This is a genomic window from [Clostridium] celerecrescens 18A, assembly GCF_002797975.1.
GTDB classification, from domain to species: Bacteria; Bacillota; Clostridia; order Lachnospirales; family Lachnospiraceae; genus Lacrimispora; species Lacrimispora celerecrescens.
Genome location: NZ_PGET01000001.1, coordinates 3,923,918 through 3,947,783, shown reverse-complemented (window position 1 = coordinate 3,947,783; position 23,866 = coordinate 3,923,918). Strand labels below are relative to the sequence as shown.

Sequence of the window (23,866 nt, the reverse complement as noted above, 5' to 3'; positions counted from 1 at the left end):
ACTTCACATGAGAGTGTGGAGCCCTTTTTATGTTGTAATTTATAAAATCACGTATTATATTTAACTATGTTGTCTGCCGGTTTTTTACAAGATTGATACATCCATATGTTTTTTTATATAGTAAGACGTACAATATGAAATAATAAGAAGAAAATTATTAACAGGTACCATAATCGGATTCGGGACCTGGCTTTTTAATGAAAAAGGGAAACTGGATAGAAAGGAAATAAAAATGCATAATATTTTAATTGTTGAAGATGAAAAACCTATATCTGATTTTATTAAGCTAAGCTTGAGAACGATGGGATATGAATGTGAACAGGTCTATGACGGGGAAGCGGCTGCAAATAAAGTTTTGGAAAAAAGATATTCGTTGATTCTTCTGGATATCATGCTGCCAAAGGCCAATGGATTTGAATTAATGGAATTTATCCGTCCAATGGAGATTCCGGTAATATTTTTGACTGCAAAAGGAAGTGTGCAGGACAAAGTAAAGGGCTTCAAGTTAGGCGCTGATGATTACTTGACAAAGCCATTTCAGATAGAGGAATTGCAGGCCAGGATTGAAAACGTGCTCAGGCGGTATTACAAAACAGACGAAATCCTGTCTTGCAGAAATATTTCCGTGGATGTATCATCACACAAGGTGACAAAGGATGAGAAGGAGATTACATTAACAGAGAAAGAGTTTAAATTATTGGTGCTATTTATTAAGAATAAGAATTTGGCATTATTTAGAGAACAGATTTATGAGAGAGTATGGGAAGGGGAGTATACTGGAGATAGCAGAACGGTTGATATGCATATACAAAGGCTGCGTAAAAAATTAGATCTATATGATCAATTGGTATCTGTATTTAAAATTGGATACCGTTTGGAGGATTAAATGAAACTTTCCTGGAAGATATTCTCAAATACATTTCTTGTCGTTCTGTTCGCATTGACATTAGAGGGCGTTGTACTGCTGTCAATGACATTCCATAAAGCATATTTGCTGGAGGTTGAGAGGGAAAAAGAAAATATCGAAAGCATTCATCGGGATCTGGTAACGCTGCTTGCGAATGACAGCAGTACATTGTATAAGGAACTAACAGAAAGTATTGAGGAAGCAATTGATATTTTAAAAAACAATTGGAATGGAGAATCTTATAGAATACGCGATGAAAATGGAAAGATATTATATCAGAATGATGATGCAGGATTTTTAGATAAAAAGAGTAGTGAATTATCTCTTTATAGGATTGTATATCGGGTAGAAAAAAATGCTAAGGGTTATTTTTTACAAATGTCAGTTCTGACAGAGCTGCTTGGACGGCCTATTATAATTGAGGTTCATAAAGATCTCACACAGGTTTTTTTAGAGAAAGAGGATCAGCAAAGAATATTTATAATAACCATAATTGTAGTGGGGGCCATAAGCGCATTGCTAAACGCTGCAAATGTTATAAAATTAACGAATCCAATTCATAAATTAATTTATGCGGTGAAAAAAATCAGGTCTGGAGATTATACGGAAAGAGTGGAATATAAGGAGAAAGACGAGGTTGGCATTTTGGCATCCGATTTTAATGGAATGGCGGAACAATTAGAGGAGAAAATACAGCTGCTGAAGGAAACTGCAAAAAAGCAGGAAGAACTGGCAGGCAGTTTGGCGCATGAAATCAGAACGCCTCTTACTGCCATGATAGGATATGCGGATTTAATAAAGAGAAGCAAAATGGAGGAGCAGGATTTCCTATATGCCGTGGACTATATTATTTCGGAAGGAAAGAGACTGGAAGCACTATCTAACAGGATGATGCAGTTATTAATAGAAAAGAATGCAATACCCAATTATTCCGCCAGTACAGTTCAGGATTTGGTGGAAGATGCCCTGGAAGCAATGAAGCCTGTATTTGACAAAAAGAAAATTACCGTAAAAAAATCTACTGTTGATTTTCCAATCAGAGCAGATATGGAGCTTATGAAAAATGTTTTATTAAATATATTAGATAATGGTGGAAAAGCAGCCGGCATGAATGGTGAGATTACAATAGAATCCGGCTGTAAGGGTGGTAATGTATGGATATCAATAACGGATAACGGGATGGGTATGCCAAAAGAGGAGATTTCAAAAATTCAGGAAGCCTTTTACCGGGTGGATAAATCCCGTTCCAGAGCAGATGGGGGAGCTGGCCTGGGATTAGCAATTTGTTCTAATATTATGAAGATTCATAAAGGAGAAATTTTGTTTGAGAGTGAAGTGGGTAAAGGGACTACAGTGACATTGGTATGGAAAGGAAGTATCGATGAACAGGACATCTAATTATGTATTATATCTGGCCAAGGCAGCCGCTTTAGCCTTGGCAATCTTGATCTTTCCATATCTTTATTTCCAGTATCAGGACAGGAAGCTGTTAAGTGAGACAAAAGAAATGGATATGAATGTTTTTCAGATGGATAAAATAGAAAACAATGCGTTAACACTAGAGGAAAAAATGATGCTGTTAACAGACGGCAATGCAAACCTAAAGCTTATTGAACTTAAAACAGGAGACAGGTTTAGTTTATATGAGGCGCGCAGGCAATGTTTTCGGGAACTGGGAAAGATTCCTGTTTTAGAGATTACTATATATGGTCCTATATTAAGAGAGATTGATATAACTCCTTACCTTTTAATTGACTCAGAGACACCGTCGAACTCCATGCTTATATGGAAAGGCTCTCTGACAATAAAGGATATCAAATATCAAATCACTCTGGAAGAGGAAAGCGGCAAGATATTAATCATTGAGCCAGTGGGAGAAAAAAATGATATTTTGAAAATGCAGTGGGAAAAATATTTAAAAAACCCGTAGGCATAATACAAGTTTGTTACATTTATTTGTGAGAATACAGTATAACTTAAAAACAAATGGAGGATATTCAGATGAAAAACAAAAAATACGGGATGCTGCTATTAGGAAGCCTTGCAATTACAGTAACATTGTCCATAAGTGCATGCGGAAATAGAGCATTAAACACGCAAAAGGATACTGGGTCTGCAGTAATAACAGAGGAAGTAACCCAGAAGGAGCCAGCCCAGTCAGAAAGTACATATTCTGAGAATACTGGCTCTAATGAAACATCGGCTGCTAATAACAGCGGAACCGATGAAGTACCAATGCTTAAGTTACCCAAGGGCATATCAGGCATGAAGGCGGAGTCTAAACCGTTGAAAGAACTAAGAGATCTGATCATTGAAGACATGGAGGTGCCAGAGGAATATTATGAAACGACAAATTATTTTTATAACTATATTGATTTAAATGATGATGGGAAGGATGAAATATTTGTAATGGTAACAGGTCCTTATACCAGCGGCTCCGGCGGAAGCAGTGCATTGCTGTTATCCGAAAATGGTGGAAAGCTGCACGTTGTTCAGGAGTTTACATTAATCAATGAACCAATCATTGTCAGTGATAAGTTAGAAAACGGATATCATGAATTAATTGTTCCGTATTATAACGAAAACAAGGCTCAGTATTCTGTATTGAAGTATAAGAATGGTGCTTACTCCAATGTGCCGGATGGAGAGATAATAAATAGTCTGGAGGGTGTAAATGGGAAAGCAATTATTGCCAATGACAGGATTAATGAAGTGCAGGCTGGAATCATGGGAATAAATCTTAGCGAAGAGTAAATAATGAGATCATGGGGTCGATCCAAAAGGTGCTGGAAACAGTACCTTTTTTACGCTATGTATAAAAAATACATTTATGGTACAAACTAACTATAAATACCTGATGAGGACAAAACTTATATATGGTGTCCCGTATGTCTTACGAGGATGCTTATTTGGTTTTATAATAATTCAAGATGATTTGAGTTATTTTGAATTTATTGACTGACAGGTTTTTACACAAATAATGATGTATTTCATTATAAATAATTCTTTTAAAGAGAGGTAATAAACGATGGGAATTATAAGTTGGATTATTATTGGTGCTCTTGCCGGTTGGATTGCCAGTATGTTCACTGGTAATAATAAAAGTATGGGTGCTGGCGCCAATATCGTGGTAGGGATCATCGGCGGTTTAATCGGCGGGTTTTTGATGGGCCTTCTGGGAGGAACCGGCATTACCGGATTTAATGTCTGGAGCTTGATCGTATCTATCGTTGGTTCCGTTATTTTATTATGGATTGTAAATGCAGTGAGAAGACAAAAGACTGAGTAAAATAGTTTACATGGCTGACACGCCATAAGAAAAAAATATCCTGAAGCGATCCGGATACGCTTGCTTAATCAAAAGGGGTATGTCAAATAGACTGTATAATAAAGTACAGATTATTTGATATAGCCCTTTTTGTATGTTCTTGTATGAATTCGACAATATTTTATATAGTTAATAAACTTTAAAAATTGAAATAAAAATAAAAAAATTAAATGGAGATTCGTTGGTAAACAGAAAGCGATGAGGGCAACGAAATACAGATGTTATTGTGCATTATATACATAGAATTATAAGAAAAATCATAAAAAAACACGATAGTCATCAACTTGAATTTCTGTTTCGCCTATGTTATACTGTTGTCAACACATAATTAATAAACAAAGTTTAATAATTGGAATGGAGTTGCATGGTGAGAGAGGAAAAGAAAAGCATGAGCTTTCCCAGGGGACTGTTCTGTGTGTATCTTGTATTTTTTTCAGGGCAGGCAATCTATAATACATATTTAAACTTATATCTGGCTCAGATCGGTTTTTCTACAACTCAGATTGGCAGCATGATATCCATATCCACAATCGTGCTGCTGATAGCACAGACCTTTTGGGGAAGTATCAGTGACAGGGCAGAGAGAAAAAATGGAGTGGTTGCTTTTCTCTACATTGCTTCCATTATTTCAGCGCTGGGTTTTTACCTTACGAATAGTTACTGGCATGTGTTATTTCTTGTGGCTGCCTTTAGTGCCTTTTTTGTTCCCATTATTCCTTTGAATGATAATATTACCTTAGAGTCCCTGACCGGCAGCAAATGGGATTATGGAAGAATCCGGCTGGGAGGGACCATCGGTTATGCTGTAACCGTTGTTTTGGCTGGGTATTTTTTAAAGGATGAGTATTCCTCTATCTTTTGGATTGTGGCAGCAGCCATGTTCTTATGTCTGATCTTCTCCTTATCCATCCCGCCGGTAAAGGGCTTTAAAGAAAAGAAAAATAAATCTTCTATATGGGAGGTATTATCCGATAAGACTCTGGTTGTACTGATTGGTTTTAATTTAATGTATGGGCTGGGAACCAGTTTTTTCTATAACTTTTACCCCATTCATTTTGTGCAGATTGGGGGAAACAGCAAGCTGGTTGGCTGGATGATGTTCGCTTGTTCTGTTGCCGAGGTTCCCTGTCTCATGGTCATGCACAGGCTTGTGAAAAAGATAGGGATGTCCGGGGTGCTTATTTTGTCCGGAGTTCTTACCTGCATCCGATGGACCCTTCTCTATTTTTTAACCGCGCCTATGCTGATTATTCTTACAAACCTGCTTCATGGATTCAGTTTTACAGGAATCAGTTATTGCTTGTTGAATTACATTAACCGAAGGGTACCGCCGGATCTAAGGGCCAGCAGCCAGGTATTAAATGCAACCATGAGTACTGTATTCAGTAAGCTGGTATTCGGGTATATTGGAGGGGCTGCTTTTGAATTATGGGGAGGTGGTTCCATGATGGCCTGCTCAGCCATAATCATAGGATTTGCCACACTGTTCTTTGGGGTATGGTGCAGAGGAAAAGGCAGGGAGTTGTCTTTTTAGCAGTTGTTACTGCTTTTAAAGGTAATAAAGGAATGAAAAGGAGAGGGAACATGAAAAAAATGAAAAAAGTGTTAGCGGTACTTGCAGGATCAACCATGTTGTCATTATCTCTTGCAGGCTGCAGTCAGTCTGCACCACAGACCGGGGGGACGAATACTGGAACGGAGGCTGCTGATGCGGGTAAGGCCGCATCAGGGGGAAAAGAAAAGATCAGGGTATTTACTTTTTTTACAGGCTCTGACCAATGGGCGCCGGTCTGGTCTGAAGTTATCGCTGAGTATATGGCGGCCAACCCTGATATTGAGATTTTAGACGAATCAGCTCCAACAGCAGGAGTAAATGATGTATTCCGAACGAAGATGCAGGCAGATATAGCGGCTGGAACACCGGCTGATTTATCGATTTTTTATACGGGAGCAGATGGAAAGCCGCTGGTGGACTCCGGACTGTTTGTTGATTTTGAAACTTATATGAAAGACGACGGGAAGTGGTCTGGAAACTTTAAACAGTCAGCTCTTGACAGTCAGAAATATGATGGAGTGCAGTATAGTCTTCCTTATCTGGGATATTATGAGGGCCTGTTTTATAATAAAGAATTATTTGAGAAATACGGCCTTGAGGAGCCTGTGTCTTATGATAATATCATGAAAGCCATTAAGGTATTTGCTGAAAATGATATTCCTGCATTTGCTTCTTCCATAGCAAAACCCTCTTATCTGCTGGAGCTTTCGATTCTGGCTCAGTCGGGCGGAGAAGGACATAAGAATTACTTTGATGACAGCTGGGCACCGGCACTTGACAGTATTGCAGAATGGTACCAGATGGGGGCCTTTCCAAAGGATACCATGACGATTTCAGAGGATGATATCCGTCTGATGTTTAAAGAAGGAAAAGCAGCCATGATGGTTAATGGTTCCTGGTGTGTCAATGCTTTGGAGGACAATGAAAATATGCGCCTTATTGCAATGCCTGCATTCCCCGGAGGCAAAGGAGGAGAAGACTGCGTAATTGCAGGCTTTGGTTCTGGCTGGTTCTTTAGTAAAAAGGCAGCCGAGCGCAGTGATGAAACACTAAAGCTCTTAAAATATCTAACATCACCGGAAATCGTCCAGAGATTTATTGCGGTAGGCGGAAGCTCAGCAATTGAATGCCCAGTACCGGAAGGCGCCTCTCTTTTGAAGAAGAGTGCGGTCGAGATGTTAAATAAGGCATCTTATACGGATACTGCTATTGATTCCCAGATAAGCCGGGAGGCCTGGATGGCTATTGCAGATGACGGAGCACCGTATCTGGTAGAAGGAAAGAAGACCAGCCTGGAACTACTGGCTGAGGCACGAAAGATCTTGGAGGCTACCAGCAAATAGAAGAGAGGGAGGGGAAAGTGGCAGAAGAGTTATAGATTCTGCCACTCCTTTTAAAAGGATAGAAAGGGGGAGGTTCCATGAAGTCGAAAAGACAACGGACTGCCATACTGTTTTTGCTTCCGGCGGTAGTTCTTTTGATATGCTTCATGATATACCCGTTGGGAAAGACGATTTATTACAGTTTTACAGCCTGGTATAATTTCTCGGCGGTACAGACGTTTATTGGCCTGAAAAATTATAAAGATTTAATCAGAGATCCGGTTGTAAGAACCGCGCTTCGCAATACAGCGATTCTGATGGCAGGGGTTCTCTTATTTCAGATTGGCTTTGCTCTGATTCTGGCGATACTGGTAGATGGAGTCAGGCATTGCTTTAAGTTTTTCCGAACAATCTATTTTTTCCCGATTGTAATATCAGCGACTGCAATCGGTCTTATGTTTACCCTGATTTATAAGTATGAATATGGGCTTCTCAACTATTTCATTACCTTATTTGGAGGGGAAAAGCAGGTATGGATCAATGAAAGGACTTCCATTTACCTTGCCTTGATTCCTGTTGTGTGGCAGTATGTCGGATTTTATTTTGTGATTTTTCTTACAGGCATATCAAACATATCCTCTGATATTTATGAATCAGCCATGTTGGATGGTATCAGACCGGTGCAGAAAGCTGTTTATATCACCGTGCCGATGCTGCGCAGTGTTCTTACATCTTCGATTGTTCTTGTAGTCTCCGGATGCTTTAAAGTATTTGATATTATTTTTATGGTTACCAATGGCGGCCCTTTGGATTCCAGCCAGCTTTTGAGCACTTATATGTATCAGAAGGCATTTGCAAGGGGCAATGGGGGATATGCCAGTTCCATAGCCATAGTCATGATCGTTCTTGGAGTTGCGGTAACCAGTGTGCTTAGAAAGATGCTGCAGGGAGGTGAAGAGGATGCATGAGGAAGGGAAAGAACTGGCTGCCAGGGTACTAAAATATATAATTTTAATTTTCTGGGCGTTAACTACCATCATTCCGCTTTTATGGGTGCTTATTAATTCCTTTAAAACTTCAGAAGAAATTGTAAAAAACGGAGTAGCACTTCCTGCGGCCATACAGCTTATCAATTATAAAACCATTATGAGCTACCCGGATCTAAGTATGTCCAGGGCCTTTATTAACAGTTTCATTATCTCAGGCTCTGTTGTAATCGGTGTTGTGTTAATCGCTGGATTAGCAGCATTTTCACTGGGAAGATACCGGTTTAAATGGACGAAGTATGCAGATGCAGTATTGATTGCCTGTCTTCTGGTTCCGTCCTTTGCCACTATGATTCCAAACTTTGTGACGATCAGTAAGCTGCCTGTCCGTGGAACTCATGCAGCGGCTGTTATTCCTCAGATTGCAGGGAATCTTTGTTTTTCTATTACATTACTGACTGGATTTATGCGCTCTCTGCCGGATGAATTGGATGAGGCAGCGATTATAGATGGTGCCTCACCGTTTTATGTATTAACTCATATTACCATGCCATTATCCAGGCCTATGTTTGCAACTGTGGGAATCATGGTTTTTATATGGTCTTATAATGATCTGCTGACTTCTATGGTATATCTTTCCCAAAGGTCGAAACAGCCAGTCTGTGTGATCTTATCAATGGTCAGCAATATGTTTGGAACGGATTACGGCAGCATGATGGCAGCGATTATTGTTACAATTGTACCGCTGCTTGTTTTATATGTTATATCCCAGGAACAGGTTATCAAAGGTCTTACAGCAGGGGCTGTAAAAGGTTAGAGATGTAAGGAGGATGTTTTATGGAATTACTTGTCAATCATTTGGGTTATGATACATCCGGTAAGAAAATGGCGGTTTATCAGGGGAAGAAAGAGGATTGCCTTCGAGGATTCAAGCTTTCTAAAGCTGATGGAACGGTTGTCCTTGAAGGCGGGGTAAAGGAATGGGGAACTGTGGCACAGTGGGAAACCGGATATTACTGGACCCTTGACTTTTCAGAATGGAAGGGTTCCGGTAAATTTCAGTTACATATTGAAACAAAAAGAGGACCTGTAAAAAGTGATGTATTTGAAATCAGAGAATCCTTAATTACCATGAGGCTGTTAAATGCGGCAGGCTACTATTTTAAAGCCCAGAGATCCAGTGGAGAATGGCTCTTTGAGGACCGGAAGCTGGGCTTTGCAGGAGAGCGGCAGGGGCAGGTTGATGCTCATGGAGGCTGGTTTGATGCTACTGGAGATTATGGAATCCATTTATCTCATTTATCACATGGAACCGTGCATAATCCTCAGCAGGCTTCTTTCAGTGCTTATGCATTTTTTAAAGCAGCGGAAGAGCTGGAGGCCTCCTGTAATGAGGAATATACCATGATAAAACGAAGGATGCTGGATGAAGGAACTTATGGGGCGGATTTTCTTATGCGGATGCGCGCTCCCTCTGGAAGCTTTTACCGTTCAATTAACAGGGGAAATGCCCTGGATCATGTGAGAGGAAACAGAAAAATCGGATTTGAATATCATGGTTCCAGCTCCCAGTTCAGTGAAAAGGCAGCAACTGCAGATGCAGAGACTGTTGAGGATGCGAATTATGAAACCAGTCTGCGGTCAGGAGGAGGAACTGCAATTGCAGCGTTGGCAGCAGCCTCCAGACATTTTTATCCGGGAACCGATTTCACAAGGGATGAATATCTTCTGGCAGCAAAAGATGCATGGCATTACCTGTCAGCAAATAATGAAAGGTATACCAATGATGGGGAATGGAATCTGATTGATGAATACTGTGCTTTACTGGCATTGGCAGAGCTTTATAAGGCCAGTAAAGAGTATGAGTACCTGTCACAGGCAGGAGATATGGCGGAGCGTATATATGTGCGTCTTGTTATGGAGGGGGATACGGCAGCTTATCTGACCTCTTCTGGTAACCTCCCTTATTATCATGCAGCCGATGAAGGGCTCCCTGTCATTGCACTTCTTGAATATGCTTCAATAGAAAAGAACAGGGAGAAGTCTGAAAAAGCCGTGAGAACATCAGAAATGATAATGAGGCACATTCTTAATATTACATATTCTGTTTCTAATCCCTTCGGCTATCCGAGATTTCTTTTTGAGGACAGTGATGGGGGGAAAAAGATCCAATTCTTTTTCCCGCATCATACAACAGTAGAACCATGGTGGCAGGGAGAGAATGCCAGGATTGCTTCCTTATCTGCAGCGGCCAGGACTCTTTTAAGAGTTACGGATGATGAAGAATTAAAGGTCCAGCTGGAGTATTTTGCAGATAACCAGATTAACTGGATCATGGGATTAAATCCCTTTGATTCCTGTATGATGGATGGCTACGGTAAGAATAATATCCAGTACTTCTTCAAAGACCGGTATGATTTTATGAATTGCCCGGGGGGGATCTGCAATGGAATCACAAGCGATGAGACCAATGAAGAAGGAATCGCATTTATCCGGGAACCAGGCGGCACAGTGGGTGATAACTGGCGCTGGGCGGAACAATGGATTCCTCATGTATCATGGTTTATTCTCGCACAAGCCTTTAAACGGAGATAGGAATTAATCCTTGAACAGAGCCTCCAGACGTTTGTTAAACACTGTGACAGCAGCGCCGATAATGCCTGCGTCACGGCTGATGGAAGGCTCAATCAGGAGGGTGTTTTGTGTCAGGGTAGTGCGGAGCGTATTCTGTATTTTCTGCAGCAAGCCCTCTCCTAAAGCAAGAGGTACAATTCCTGTGAGTACACAATGCTGGATATCCAAAAGATAGGATATGTTGGACAGGGTAAAGCTTAAATAGGGGCAGAGATAATTAATGATATCTTCCCGTATGGACTCCGGCAGGCCAGGATTCTGCTGGAGACTGATCTGAAAATGCTTATATATGGCATTTAAGTTAATTAACTGCTCAAACGGAGTTGGTTCAGGCACCTCTGTTCCCGGTATCTGGCAGGAGCTGATCATCATGTTTCCGATCTCTCCGGATTTATGTGTGGCGCCGTACCACAGCTCCCCATTCATCATATAGCTGACACCACAGCCTGTACCCAGGGTGAAATATATGAGATCCTGGTATTCCGGATTCTTACGGCGTAAGAAGGCCTCTCCCTGACAGGCAAACTTAACATCATTGTCAAGAAAAAATGGAACTGTCAAAGTTGAGGCAAATTCCGAAAATGCTTCTACAAATGGAACTTCATGATCAATATTCATTCCTGACATATGAATAATGCTGTTTGTCTCGGGATTTATCATAGCAGGAAAACCGATTCCAATACCCAAAACCGGAATGTGGTCATTGTCAGCCAGGGTCATTAAGGTATTGATTTCTTTTGTCAGCTTAGATAATTTCAGGGTATGATTCTGAGCGGGTAGATAAATAGATCTGCAGTACTGGCAGGTGCCCAGCATATCAACCAGTCCCAGATGAACAACCTGGCCTTCAAATTCAATGCCAATGGCATAACAGGCTCTAGGGTTAAACTTAAGGAGATGGCCCTTCCGCCCAGCTCCGGAGCTTTGCTCTGTCTCTTCTAACTCAATGACAATGCCCAGCTCCAGCAGTTTATCTACAATTTTTGAAACAGTGGGAAAGCTGATGCCTGTAATACGGACCAATTCTGCCCGGCTCATAAGTTGCTGGTTTCGGAATAAGTCAAAAATCATCATACGGTTTTTGGTTTTAAGATATCTTGGCATGTATTGGTTCAAGGCGAAGCTCCCTTCTGCGGTATCATTATACTAGAATCATAGCATTAGAACTACAGTCAGTCAAACGCTTTTCAGCTTTCTACAAGGAGGAACACATGGCACAGAAAATGATGGAATACATTAAGGAACAACCCGCAATATGGGCAAGAATGGCAGAGGAAAGAGAGGATATTTTCCGGGAACTGAAGGAATGTGAATTAAACCCTGTAAATCGGATTCTGATCATTGGTTCAGGCAGCTCTTACATTGCATCAATGGCAGCGGCAGACTTTATGGAGAAGATTCTTGGGATTGAAACAACTGCAGCAGTACCTACCCGTTTAAATGGTTTTATAAAGGTTTTGAAGCCTGAAGATACTCTGGTCATAGCGGTATCCCAGTCAGGAAAAAGTACTTCGACCATATCGGCAGTAAAAGAATGGAGAGAACATGGATTTACAGTTATAACTGTAACATCTGATCCCAAGTCACCTGTCGCTTTACAAGGAAACCTTCATCAGCTTATCGCATGCGGGGAAGAAACTGTAGGGCCTAAGACCAAAGGAATGACTGGAACGGTTTTAACTCTATCCTTCATGGGTCTGGTACTGGGGCAGTGCTGGAACCGGGTGGAGGAAGAACAGTATCATCATTTCCTGGCTGAAATAAATAAATCCATAAAGGCAGCGCCTTCCAATATAGAGGCAGCCATAGAATTTTGCAAAAGAAATGAAGACCTGCTAGCGTCCATGCAGCATTTTACCCTGATATCAGAGGAGGCAGGATATCATACGGTCCAGGAGGGGGCTCTTAAAATCCTGGAAACTTTGTATGTACCTGCTGCGGCTTATGAATTTGAGGAGTATTTGCATGGAATTAATAACACCATTGAGCCTGGACTTTGCAATCTGTTTTTGCCTGCAGGGCCACATAATTCAGAACGTATGGCAGTCTTAGAGAGATATTCCAGGGAAAAGGGCTGTATTAATTTTGTCATAACCTCCCTGGACTTTGAGAGCGGCAGTCATATTTTAAATCTGTCCGGAAGCAAAGAACCTTACTTTTCCATGTTCCAGGCTCTGCTCGCTTTTCAGATCATGAGTGTTTATGGATCAGAACGAAAATGCATTGAATGTGATACCCCCAAATTTCATGATTTTTACCGGGTAATGAACACAAAGGCATAATTTAGGAGGGTATAATGAAATACTATGCTGGTTTAGACATAGGCGGATCTGTGGCGCGAATGAAGATTGAATCTGCTGAGGGCAATGTCATAGGAGAGTTTTATGGTACGGGAGGTACCATGAATACAGATGGGTTTGAGCTATGCAATGAAAAGTACCGTAAGTTTATTCTGCCGGTTCTGAAAGAAAATCACTTAAAAGCAGAAGATTGTATACGGATTTGCATTGCTGCCAGCGGAATTGATTCCAAAAGGCAGGAAGAGGAATGCAGAAGATCTTTTACAGAAATGGGGTTTAAACAGGAAAGCATAGCAGTCCATAATGATTGTGAGATTTTTCTTCATATGTCCTCAGGACCGGCAATTGTACTGATAAGCGGCACCGGTTCCATTGCATTTGCCAGAGGGGGGTCCGGTGAGATTATACGCTGTGGTGGCTGGGGTCATGTGCTCAGTGACGAGGGAAGCGGCTTTCATATGGGAATGAAAGTAATAAAAGAAGCGGCCAGTCATATTGACGGAAGGCAGAACTGTCCTGTTCTGTATCAGTTATTTGCAGAGAAAAGCGGCTTAACAACATTGGATGAGATAAATGTTTTTGTTAATGACAGGCTGATGGAGAAGGCGGAAATTGCCTCCTATTCAATTCTTGCAGAAAAGGCCTGTATTATGGGAGAGGAAGCGGGATTAAAGATCATCAGGGAGTGCAGGGATGAGCTGTTTGCCCTTGTCAGAGATGTTTATCATAAAGCCGGGCTTCATAAGTATAAGGGAGAAAAACCCGTAGAATTATGGTTCTGGGGAAGTGTGCTGTTAAATAATAAGATAATGGGGGCTGAATTGTCTCAGATCATTGATCATGAATTTCCAAAGATTATCATTAAAATTCCTGAACTGTCCGCACTGGATACAGCTTTGGAATTAGCGAAACGTTAAATTACTGGCGTATTTTCCATATTATAATTTAAGTGATAAAATAAGCATGAAAAATATCAGTCTTTCCCGTAATTTTTCATGCTTATATTTTAATTTTTTATATCAATTAAATACCGGAACGGCCCATGATATTTACCATGGCAGTAAAGATGGTTTCATTGAAGTACACGTCAAAATCATCACCAGGCCGGTTTAATATCCTGCGTATGCTTAAAAGTCCCAGGCCGCCATCCTGCTTGCTGGATAAAAGTTTCCCCCCGCTTTCTTTGATCTGGCCGTTATAGGAATTCTCCGCCAGCATCATCAGGTGATCCTGCATCCACCTTGCCTGTAAATGGATAAAGCGGTTCTCCTTTAGCTTCATAGAGGCTTCCATGGAGTTTTCCAGCAAGTTTCCAATGACAATGCAAAGGGTCAGATCATCAATGGGGATATGGGCGGATATATCCAGGCCTGCCACAAATTCAATCTGGTTTTCCTGGCAGCGGATTCCATATTCCTGCAGGATCTGATTGACGGCAGGGTTTTCGCAGTAAATTTGTTCCCTTGAGGTGTCCAGTTCTTTATTTAAGTCAAGGAGGTATTTCCTCTGCTCATTCCTGTCCATATTGAGAAGGGCGTGGATGTGGTGTCTGAAATCATGACGGATAATCCGAAGCTCCTCGGCATGTTCCAGCATCTGGTTATAATGATCCCTCTGTTTTCCAATCAACTGTCTTGCAAATAAAAGTTCTTCCTCCGTCTTTTTTCTTGAAACAGCCTCCAGGGTACCGGCTAGAGTCATGACATAAAGAACAAGGATCATAGTGCAGAATGCAAGATAAAATACAACGTCTTCAAACCCTCTTTTCGTCAGGGATTCTCTGGAGAAAATGGTGGAGGTGCCAAACAGGGAAATGGCAAGGGAAATAGCCGGATAGGCGGTCAGGAGCAGGTTGGAACGTTTGGACAGCTGAATGAACAGCTGGCTGGTCATGTCTTTCAGCCAGTAGCGGACAAAGATATAGAAACCGCAGGCAGACAGGAGAGAGACAATGACGCAGATCTGGCTATAGGAAAGGAATATGGATCTCCCAAGAACCGAGGCGGCAAACTCATTTAATGACATGGACAGAACTGCAAAAAGCCAGGCAGATAAGTAGAGAAATACTTTTTTCATCAATTCCCCGTTAAAAAATATGAGGAGCAGAAGAAAAAAGAGGCAGGAAAATATCCCCTGGACAATGAGAAAAATTGGTTCCCTGATTTGAAACAGGGATTGGAGGGAAACCATGATGACCCAGAGATATGCGGAAACAGCCGCAATGTTTTCACGGTTCTTTCTCTTTGGTTCCAGACAAACAAAAATAGGCATCATGCGGACTGCAAGATTGATCAGATTCAGTACAACGTTACATGCTGCTTCATTCATGTCGGCCTCACTTTAATTGAAAATGGTAGTAAACTTGCTTGCATTCTTTGTAAAAATTGCGGGAAACGGGAACAGACTGTCCGTTTATCATCAAAAACCCCATAGGTCCCAGGGTTTCTACATAGTTTAGATTTACGATATAGCTTTGGTGGCACCGTAGAAAACAGGTCTGAGGCTTTAATTCTTCCTGAAGCTCATTAAGCTTTTGGTGGATGGAAAGGATATCTCCGTTTCTAAGGATAATGTAGACCCGGTGCAGCCTGTTTTCAAAATACAGGATCCGGCTTAGCTTCAGCTCCATGGGGACCCGGTTATGTACTATGGAAATAGAGGATTCCCTGGATTTGAAATGTTGTTCCATAACCCGCCTTAAGGTTTCCTCGAAATCCTGTTGGATTAAAGGTTTTAAGACGAAGCCTGCGGCGCTGACCCTGTAACCGTCCACGGCGGATTCCAAAGAAGAAGTGATAAATATGATTACTGGAGCTTCGTTCTTTTTAAGCAGGCGTTTGGCTGTTTCTATGCCGGTCATGTCTGGCATAAAGACATCTAACAGATAGATGTCATAAGTCTCCTCTGCGGAAAGTAACTTTCCGGCAGTTTCAAAGTCATCAATCTGAGCATCCATATCAAGCTTTTTATAGTAGTCGCATACAAAGTCAAGAATTGTCTTCCTGTCTTCTCTGCTGTCGTCACAGACGGCAATTCGCAGCATAGAAAAGTCCCTCCGATCTCATTCCATTGTATTTAGATTTCCGGCAGAAGTCAAGACAAGAGAAGGAATCTGCATATTTGGTGGGTAATTGACAGAATCGGATGTGTGACCGGGCTGGTGAGTATGTTAAACTGGATTTACAAAAGAATTTTCATACAGAAAACAGGAGGGGTTTATATGGGAGCAAATGTAGTTGTAACTGCCATTGTTATCGTTTATCTGCTGCTCATGCTGTGGATCGGATGGTATTCATCCACCAAGATTTCGTCTAACACAGATTTTCTGGTGGCGGGCCGCCGTCTTGGGCCGCTGCTTATGGCCGGAACACTGGCCGCCACGGAAATTGGGGGCGGAAGCTCACTTGGAGTGGTACAGAACGGGATGTCAGGCTTTGGACTCAGTGCAGCCTGGTACATAATCACGATGGGAATTGCATTTTCCATTTTAAGCTTTGTTGCACCGCGGTTCAGGGCGGCAACTGTTAAGACCGTACCGGAATATTTCCGGAGACGTTACAATAAGACCTGTGGCATAATCACGGCTATTATCATGCTTCTTCCTTTGGTTGGGCTTACGGCTGGGCAGTTCATTGCTTCTGCGGTCATATTGTCTACCATGCTTGGTATTGATTATCAGGTGGCAGTCATCATCGTAGCGGTGGTGGTAACGGTTTATTCCATAATGGGAGGTTTATGGAGCGTTACTTTGACTGACTTTGTCCAGGTGTTCCTGATTGTTATCGGTATGATTATAGCGGTTCCTTTTGCACTCCGGTATGCGGGGGGCTGGAGCAATGTGACAGCTAATATTCCGGAAGGGACGTTAAGCATGTTCCAGGGTTATGATTTATTTGGGATTATTTCTCTTATTATCATGTACACCGCTACGTTTTCCGTGGGACAGGAGGCAGTATCACGATTTTACGCCGCAAGAGATGAGAAGGCTGCAAGAGGAGGGGCCTGGCTGGCAGCACTTATTAATTTCATCTATGCGTTTATTCCCACAATTCTCGGTATTATTACCCTGGCATTAATGAATATGGGGAAATTCAGCTCTGAGCAGTTTGCAGAGGTAGGAGCCCGCTATGCACTTCCCATCCTTGCGATCAATACGATGCCGGCTGTTGTCTGCGGACTTTTATTTTCCGGCATTATTTCGGCTACTATGTCCAGCTCCGATTCCGACTTACTGGGGGCGGGATCAATCTTTTCCAACGATATTTACAAGGCAGTTCTAAAGCCGGATGCTTCCAGCCAGTCTGTTATGAGAGTTACAAAGATCGTCATGTGTCTGGTAGGTGTGGCATCCATGCTGATTGCTTTATTTAATACCCAGAGTATCGTTTCCATCCTTATGTTTTGCTTTACCCTTCGGGCGGCGGGCTCCTTCTTTCCCTATGTTATGGGACACTACTGGAAAAAGGCGTCATCGGCAGGAACCATCGCCTCTCTGATAGCAGGAACTATCGTTGTCGTATATCTGGAGCATATTTCCAAAGGCATGCTGTTTGGGATCAAGTTCAGCCAGCCTATTATACCAGGGCTCATTGCTGCATTAATCTGTTTTATTATTTTCTCCTTTGCCATGCCGCCTAAGGAGGAGACTACAGAACTGATCCCAGAGGAAGATGACTGATTATCCTTTTAAGCAAACAACTATTTATTAATAGGTGAATGGATAGGTTAAATTGAATAATAGAATTTAAACAGGGAAAGGTAGGCTGCGAAACTATTTCGCAGCCTACCTGCTTTTTGCGTAAAGGTACTATCATTTGAAGATTAGTGTAAGTTTAAGACTAAAACTAATAATCCAGGCAGACAATCTCTGACTTTCCTATTATTTTGCCGTTGGCATCCAATGCCTTCACCTGAAAATATGGTTCCAAAGACGGTACGATTATTTTTGTTTCGAATCCTGTACGGGGGGTGCTGCAAATATCAATGTCCAGTGAATCCGGGTCAGGGCCGGAGAGCACCCGCCAGGCGTCTGTTTCTGTGGAACCATTCCAAGAGGCATACACAACTGCATTGGGAGGGGATAAGTGAACGGCTATATCAGGCGGGCAGGCAGGTGTCCCCTTCCAACAATATTTGAATGCACGGTAAGAGATGTTATCTCCGGGATACTCCATATCGTAAATAAAATTCACCGATGGATCAGCAACCGTGTTGCCTGCATATTTAAACTCTGAGAGATAGGATTCCTGTCCCCACCCTACCAGCTGATTGCAGTCAGGCAATTGCTGTACATTTCCCTGGCTTGCGACGAACAAAAGCGGATCATGGTAATAGGTTCTTGATACGGTTGCCGTCATGTCATGAAAATCCAGATGAAGAATCAGGCCCCGCGCCACATTATCTGGAGGGGAACTAGATGAAGCGCAGCAGGCATCGTCGAACAAACTGATTCTGTCGTTGGTCCGGTAGCGGGCGTCATGCTGCCATGAAAATGTTGCGTTTGGACCGAAGGTAAAATCGCTCCTTTTTCCTCCCATCTGCCATAGAATTTCTCCTGTTTGCTTATTGATCTGGTAAATGGCCCACATGTTTCGCATGCTGATCAATAGTGTACCGTTCGATCCCTCCTCAGCGGAATTTACGTGATAGCAATCCCAAATGTTATTGGATTCCAATGCAGAGGAAGCCGGCAGCATGGAATCAGCCGGATCGACGTGTGCCAGAACATCCCAGAAGAACAGAAGCTTTCCGGTTTCGGGATCAACCTCCTGAATGGAGTAATTGTCTATATAACCGTCTGCCGGACCGCCATATCTGGTTAAATCTGCAGGTACCTGCTTTACTGCGGTAAATAATGCAGTATTGCGTTTCGTGATTGTAAATTCGTGAACATCTGAGGTAAACCCTTTCTTTGCCTTAAGTTTTTTAATCACCTTATAATTCTGGTCTAATATCTGAAAATAAGCGCCCGGTTCCGGATCTCCGTCAGGCAGGTTTGGATTTTCGGTCTGGGTACCGGAAATAGTGCCCTGCCACATCGTGAGAACTGGTTTTCCTTTATATCTTTGTACCTTAAAGTCAGTGTTCTGCAGATACCGGCTTTTAAGGGGCCGGAACCAGACCGGATCGCCGGTCTGATCCATAATTAGGGACCCCGTTTGTCCGACCAAAGTTTCTCCAAACCCCGTATATGGTGCTACAAACAGATAACCAGGAGCGGTTCCGGGTCTGTCTACATTAATCTTGACCTTCATTGGGTGAAGGCAGGGGGCGGAATGAAAGTTCCACACCTGACGGTTTGAAGTTGCTTTTTTAATCTTTTGTCCTGCTTCGAAATACCGTTCCTCCATTGCTGTGTGTCCTCCTCTCGGATACAACCTCCAGGACCATATGCCAGGTTATGCAGAAGCATTAAGTGCTGTCCTGGTTGTACCATCCTATGATTGTGAAGATAGAATGTCACAGCGGATCATTTTGTGGATAAAGGTCAAATGGGGCTTTCTTTGGTAGATTCTACAGCAAATCCAGTACTGCATACATTACTTCCATTTGTATTTTTTTGGTTGAAAATATAGAATTTTATTTAGTAATTATATATAATAGTTAACAATTAGAACGCTGGAATCAATTTTTTGGAACGCTGGCGTCGTAGAGAAAGGTGGCTGTATGGAAGATAAACATATTTGGAATACCAGAGAGCATCTTTCACCAAAAGATGTCTCAGAAATTCAGTTTGAAATCATTCAGCTGATGAAGCTGCTGAATTATGATGTCCCACCAATGAGCGATTTGACTGTAGACGATTTTATCTCTGTTCTGAAAGAATCGTCTCTGCTATTGCAGGGAGTTCTCAATAATGTGAGTACTGTGATTGCAAAGTACGACTTTTGTAGCGATCATTTTGAACCTATAGGGGCTGTGGCACGAGAATTCTTTTCTAGTGTGTCTGGTAAGCTTACAATGAGGCAACTTCGGGATTCCAAACTGGTGGCAGAAGAAAATATAGAAGAAATGGGACTCTTCTTAGATAAGATGTGCAATGGGATCCCAAAAGGTGAGATTAATATTAAAATTAAAAGAGAGAACAAGAGCTGGCAATGGTATCACTGCACATACGTAATTGCCTTTGATCAAAATCGGGTTCCGCTTTACGCTATCATTTTTTGTAAGGATATCACGGAAATACGTGATAAGGTATTGGCAGCTCAACGCTTTCGTGATTTTATGCGGGTGGGAAAACAAAAGCTGGAGGTAGGGACCCGCAAGGTCGTTCTCAATATTGAATATAATCTAACTAAGGATTCTTTTGAATCAAGTGACGGAGTAGTTCCAGATTGCTACCGAGAGGCACTTACGGCCTCTTATACGGAAGCGATCCAACGGTTCGGGCAGGATATTCTTCCCTCCTACCGGGAATCCTTTCTGAATAGTTTTTCTAGAACTGTCCTTTGGGACGCATTTTCTCATGGCGTGAGCCATGATGTTTTGGAATTCCCCCTCTACTTCAACGGAAAACAAACATGGGTACGTATTCTGTACCAACTGCTCCGTGACCCTTATAACGCGTGTGTCAACATATGGCTGTCCTGTCGTGATGTGACCCAGGAACACGAATCGGCGCTGAAGCTAGTGGAGCGAGCTCAATTCGATCCGGTGACGGAGATTTACAACCGGGCCGCACTTATGGATAAGATTCAAGAAAAATGTGCAATAACGATGGATGGGATTTGTCGTGCTCTGATCATGTTGGATGTCGATGGTTTTGGTCAGATCAATGACGTGCTGGGTCATGCTTACGGGGACAAGGTATTAAAAGATATTGCAAAAACGTTGAAACTTGTTATAGAGCCGGAAGATATGGTTGCACGTATTGGTGGAGATGAATTTGCAATTTATGTCAATGACAGTTCAGATCTTGAATCCGTCAAAGAGCGACTTCGCATCATTATTGCAGCGATTTACCGGGAATTAAAGCATGGAATTAAAGTTTCCATGAGCGCTGGAATTGCATTATTCCCAAAACATGGAGATAATTTTCAAACGCTCTACGAAAAGGCGGACATCGCGCTTTACCACGCAAAACTAAACGGACGTAATAGATATGTGATCTACCATGAACAAATGCAGAACATAGCTGCAAGTTCAATGGTTACACCTATAGAAAAACCAAGCCAGTCTGATACTGGACTCTATATCCGTACATTTGGCTATTTTGACCTATTCCACAATGGGGAGGCGATTCTAATACCAAACCCAAAAGCAAAGGAGTTGCTGGCCTTATTGGTGGACCGGCGCAGAGGTTTCGTATCTCCCGGTGAAATCATTGCATGTTTGTGGGAAGGCGAAGAAGCCAACCAGACTACCTTTGCGCGTTGCAGAAAAGTATTTATGTTGCTTCGAAATACCTTAAAGGAATATCATCTGGAAGAATTGGTAGAGTCGAAAAAAGGGTTAAGAAGACTCAATACCGGACTGGTGAGCTGTGACTTGTATAATTATTTATCCGGAAAAGCAGAGTATGCCCATCTATTTAAAGGAGTTTATATGATGAATTATAGTTGGGGAGAATTTACATTCCCTGAATTAAACTCCTTGCGCGGTGAATAATATGTACCATATAAATTATTTTCTAAGAGTGGTAGAATTCTTAAGTCTATCAGATTATAGAGGGAGGTTGCGTGCGCATCCTCTCCTTTTTTGCTTCATTTCATAAGCTTTTGAATATTTCAAATGATACACAGTTAAACTAAGCGGGCCGTTTGCACACTGCAGATGAGCCTTTTTTCTTTTTAATTAATCAAAACAAGAACGGTTTAGGAACGCCTGTGGAACGGATCTGGAACACTGTTTATTATATACTTAATTCACAATCATGGGAAAGAGTATCAAAACAGATAGCCAGGAGGATAACAACATGAGAAAACAAAAGGTGACTAAAACTTTAAAGCAGGTAGCGGCCAGAAACGGAACTAACATCGAAGAGGTACGCATGGAAATCGACCATGCGATCCAGACGGGGATGAGCAATCCAGATCCAGCAGTGCAAGCGAAATGGCGGGAGCTCTTTCCAGATGGCCGCATCCCCACAGCTGAAGAAGTTCTAAGCCTTCTGGCGGACGAAGCAAAGCAAAAAACCTGAGCAGATTGGTGCAGCCTTACCTGTAGTAGGTGGTTTTAATGCTACTAGTTATCAATACGAAACAGGATCCGTGGCAAACTTACTGCAAGTTATCTTTAGATCTCATTGAGCATTGTGAAAATATGGCACTCTATACTGGGGTAGAAAACAATGTGCCGGGCTCTAGTCTTACGGTGGTCTAGGATAAGGGTGTGTAGTAGATGTTTCCAGTTATAAGTAAAGAAATTACTTTATGGCGGATCATGCTTACTACTTTGTGAGTATTTTGAAAATGACAAATACAGGAACCATACATTATTGCATGTTGAAATATTTATGCCAATATACTTCTAGAACAATATAAAACTGCAACTTTCATCTGCTGGAAAGGGAAAGTGTGCATATCCTTTGCTTTCCCTTTCTATAAAGAAGACCTACAAAGCACGATAGAAAAGGGGATAATAAATCTATGATAAAAAGCGAAGAAATGCAGAACATCTGCCGCAGCATGACTGTAACAGACCGGGTCAGTACGATGCTCATTTGTTTTCATGGAAAAAAAGAAGGAAATTTATATGGTGAAATTCTTAACTGCTACATAGACGGACCTGTGCAGTTTTCCAATATGGGCGATTTAATGCTTAAACTGGATGAAATATGCGACTGGGTCGGAACTCCCCAGCCTTCCACTAATCCAAGGTTTCTTAATAAAAAAATGTCCGAAGAATATGCACGCAGAACTAAGGGAAAAAACAAAATACCAGTAAAGGCAAAAATTCAGCTGCAGGATATTATGACCTTAAGTACCCGTGCGATTCATGCGAAAGAAACATTGATTGTCAAAATAGAACATCGCCAGAATGCCAGTATGCAGGGAATAGTGGCCGGCAGGCTGACATCAAGAAATTATGTAGCATTCCGAAGTGCTTTAGAACTGATGCGCATGATAAAAGAGATTACCGTAAGAACGTAAAATACGGAATTGGGCCACTGGGTCGAAAAATTGTAAAAAATAATTGGAACGATAGAGGAACGCAATAAGAACGAAGTTGGAACGGAAAGTGATATATAATAATTTTATCAACATTAAAATCAAAAAGAGAACGGAAAATGGCCTATGAACAAGACCAACAAGTATGCAGGAACACAAACCGAGAAAAACCTGATGGAGGCGTTTGCCGGTGAGTCTCAGGCGAGAAACAAATATACCTACTTTGCCTCTGTCGCTAAGAAGCAGGGCTTTGAGCAGATCGCCGCGCTGTTCCTAAAAACAGCAGACAACGAAAAGGAGCACGCAAAGCTTTGGTTCAAAGAACTCGAAGGCATCGGCGATACTGAAGAAAATCTGCTTTCTGCTGCCGAGGGTGAAAACTACGAGTGGACGGATATGTACAACGGATTCGCCAAGACTGCCGAGGAAGAAGGATTTACAAATCTTGCGGCGCGTTTCCGTCTCGTAGCTGCGGTGGAGAAACACCATGAAGAACGCTACCGCGCTCTGCTGCACAATGTGGAGATAGCGGAGGTCTTTGCCAAGAGCGAAGTTAAGGTGTGGGAGTGCCGCAACTGCGGTCATATCTTGGTTGGAGCCAAGGCCCCAGATGTATGCCCGACCTGCAACCATCCGCAGAGCTACTTCGAGATCCACGCGGAGAACTATTAAGTAATAGACAATTTATCCAACCAGTGCGCATACGGGCGTGAAAGTTTATAGCC

General features: G+C 42.1%; 21 protein-coding genes. 17 read left to right on the top strand and 4 right to left on the bottom strand.

Going from position 1 to position 23,866, the window contains the following annotated elements; genetic code table 11:
- The first annotated feature begins 232 nt into the window (after positions 1 to 232).
- The 10 genes from H171_RS17925 (at position 233) to H171_RS17880 (ending at position 10,693) form a co-directional block, all read left to right on the top strand.
- Entirely contained in the window at positions 233 to 886 is a 654-nt protein-coding gene (locus H171_RS17925) for a response regulator transcription factor (protein ID WP_100306350.1), read from the top strand.
- A 189-nt stretch (positions 887 to 1,075) separates the two neighbouring features.
- Complete coding sequence (locus H171_RS17920) at positions 1,076 to 2,305, top strand: sensor histidine kinase (protein ID WP_166433632.1); 1,230 nt, start codon at positions 1,076 to 1,078, stop codon at positions 2,303 to 2,305.
- Positions 2,289 to 2,837 carry a hypothetical protein gene (locus tag H171_RS17915; protein ID WP_100306348.1) on the top strand — a complete coding sequence of 183 codons (549 nt, stop codon included), beginning with the start codon at positions 2,289 to 2,291 and terminating at the stop codon, positions 2,835 to 2,837. Before H171_RS17920 ends, H171_RS17915 begins: the two co-directional genes overlap by 17 nt.
- Before the next feature lie 71 nt (positions 2,838 to 2,908).
- Entirely contained in the window at positions 2,909 to 3,661 is a 753-nt protein-coding gene (locus H171_RS17910; RefSeq protein ID WP_100306347.1) for a hypothetical protein, read from the top strand.
- Positions 3,662 to 3,935: 274 nt separating this feature from the next.
- Entirely contained in the window at positions 3,936 to 4,196 is a 261-nt protein-coding gene (locus H171_RS17905) for a GlsB/YeaQ/YmgE family stress response membrane protein (protein WP_025230990.1), read from the top strand.
- 427 nt (positions 4,197 to 4,623) lie between these two features.
- Positions 4,624 to 5,769 (top strand): MFS transporter, encoded by a 1,146-nt coding sequence (locus H171_RS17900; RefSeq protein WP_157803184.1) that lies wholly within the window; start codon positions 4,624 to 4,626, stop codon positions 5,767 to 5,769.
- A gap of 50 nt (positions 5,770 to 5,819) precedes the next feature.
- Complete coding sequence (locus tag H171_RS17895) at positions 5,820 to 7,133, top strand: ABC transporter substrate-binding protein (protein ID WP_100306345.1); 1,314 nt, start codon at positions 5,820 to 5,822, stop codon at positions 7,131 to 7,133.
- A gap of 77 nt (positions 7,134 to 7,210) precedes the next feature.
- Entirely contained in the window at positions 7,211 to 8,080 is an 870-nt protein-coding gene (locus H171_RS17890) for a carbohydrate ABC transporter permease (RefSeq protein ID WP_100306344.1), read from the top strand.
- Complete coding sequence (locus H171_RS17885) at positions 8,073 to 8,915, top strand: carbohydrate ABC transporter permease (protein ID WP_100306343.1); 843 nt, start codon at positions 8,073 to 8,075, stop codon at positions 8,913 to 8,915. Before H171_RS17890 ends, H171_RS17885 begins: the two co-directional genes overlap by 8 nt.
- A 20-nt stretch (positions 8,916 to 8,935) precedes the next feature.
- Complete coding sequence (locus H171_RS17880) at positions 8,936 to 10,693, top strand: glycoside hydrolase family 9 protein (protein ID WP_100306342.1); 1,758 nt, start codon at positions 8,936 to 8,938, stop codon at positions 10,691 to 10,693.
- A gap of 3 nt (positions 10,694 to 10,696) precedes the next feature.
- On the opposite strand, the gene H171_RS17875 is transcribed toward H171_RS17880, so the two are convergent.
- Positions 10,697 to 11,848 (bottom strand): ROK family transcriptional regulator, encoded by a 1,152-nt coding sequence (locus H171_RS17875; RefSeq protein WP_157803183.1) that lies wholly within the window; start codon positions 11,846 to 11,848, stop codon positions 10,697 to 10,699.
- Positions 11,849 to 11,943: 95 nt separating this feature from the next.
- On the opposite strand from H171_RS17875, the gene H171_RS17870 reads away from it, so the two are divergent.
- Positions 11,944 to 13,014 carry an SIS domain-containing protein gene (locus H171_RS17870; protein ID WP_100306340.1) on the top strand — a complete coding sequence of 357 codons (1,071 nt, stop codon included), beginning with the start codon at positions 11,944 to 11,946 and terminating at the stop codon, positions 13,012 to 13,014.
- A gap of 14 nt (positions 13,015 to 13,028) precedes the next feature.
- Positions 13,029 to 13,949: a BadF/BadG/BcrA/BcrD ATPase family protein gene (locus H171_RS17865; RefSeq protein WP_100306339.1), complete on the top strand. Its 921-nt coding sequence runs from the start codon at positions 13,029 to 13,031 to the stop codon at positions 13,947 to 13,949.
- 106 nt (positions 13,950 to 14,055) lie between these two features.
- Here H171_RS17865 and H171_RS17860 read toward each other — a convergent pair whose 3' ends face one another.
- Together H171_RS17860 and H171_RS17855 are read right to left on the bottom strand one after the other, a co-directional pair.
- A complete protein-coding gene (locus tag H171_RS17860) occupies positions 14,056 to 15,360 on the bottom strand; it encodes a GHKL domain-containing protein (protein WP_100306338.1) in 1,305 nt (434 codons plus the stop codon).
- 7 nt (positions 15,361 to 15,367) lie between these two features.
- Complete coding sequence (locus tag H171_RS17855; RefSeq protein ID WP_100306337.1) at positions 15,368 to 16,075, bottom strand: LytR/AlgR family response regulator transcription factor; 708 nt, start codon at positions 16,073 to 16,075, stop codon at positions 15,368 to 15,370.
- Positions 16,076 to 16,252: 177 nt separating this feature from the next.
- On the opposite strand from H171_RS17855, the gene H171_RS17850 reads away from it, so the two are divergent.
- The gene (locus H171_RS17850) at positions 16,253 to 17,710 is read left to right on the top strand and encodes a sodium:solute symporter family protein (protein ID WP_100306336.1); all 1,458 of its coding nucleotides are present in this window, start codon (positions 16,253 to 16,255) and stop codon (positions 17,708 to 17,710) included.
- 166 nt (positions 17,711 to 17,876) lie between these two features.
- On the opposite strand, the gene H171_RS17845 is transcribed toward H171_RS17850, so the two are convergent.
- Positions 17,877 to 19,382: an arylsulfotransferase family protein gene (locus H171_RS17845; RefSeq protein ID WP_207655203.1), complete on the bottom strand. Its 1,506-nt coding sequence runs from the start codon at positions 19,380 to 19,382 to the stop codon at positions 17,877 to 17,879.
- Positions 19,383 to 19,698: 316 nt separating this feature from the next.
- Here H171_RS17845 and H171_RS17840 point away from each other — a divergent pair, with 316 nt between their 5' ends.
- From H171_RS17840 to rbr, 4 genes are all read left to right on the top strand, one after another.
- A complete protein-coding gene (locus H171_RS17840; RefSeq protein WP_100306335.1) occupies positions 19,699 to 21,639 on the top strand; it encodes a diguanylate cyclase domain-containing protein in 1,941 nt (646 codons plus the stop codon).
- Between the two features lie 307 nt (positions 21,640 to 21,946).
- Positions 21,947 to 22,171, top strand: coding sequence for a sporulation initiation factor Spo0A (locus H171_RS17835; protein ID WP_100306334.1), 225 nt, complete (start codon positions 21,947 to 21,949; stop codon positions 22,169 to 22,171).
- 448 nt (positions 22,172 to 22,619) lie between these two features.
- Positions 22,620 to 23,123: a hypothetical protein gene (locus H171_RS17830; RefSeq protein WP_100306333.1), complete on the top strand. Its 504-nt coding sequence runs from the start codon at positions 22,620 to 22,622 to the stop codon at positions 23,121 to 23,123.
- 144 nt (positions 23,124 to 23,267) lie between these two features.
- Positions 23,268 to 23,813, top strand: a complete 546-nt coding sequence (gene rbr / locus H171_RS17825; RefSeq protein ID WP_100306332.1) for a rubrerythrin — start codon at positions 23,268 to 23,270, stop codon at positions 23,811 to 23,813.
- The last annotated feature ends 53 nt before the right edge of the window (positions 23,814 to 23,866 follow it).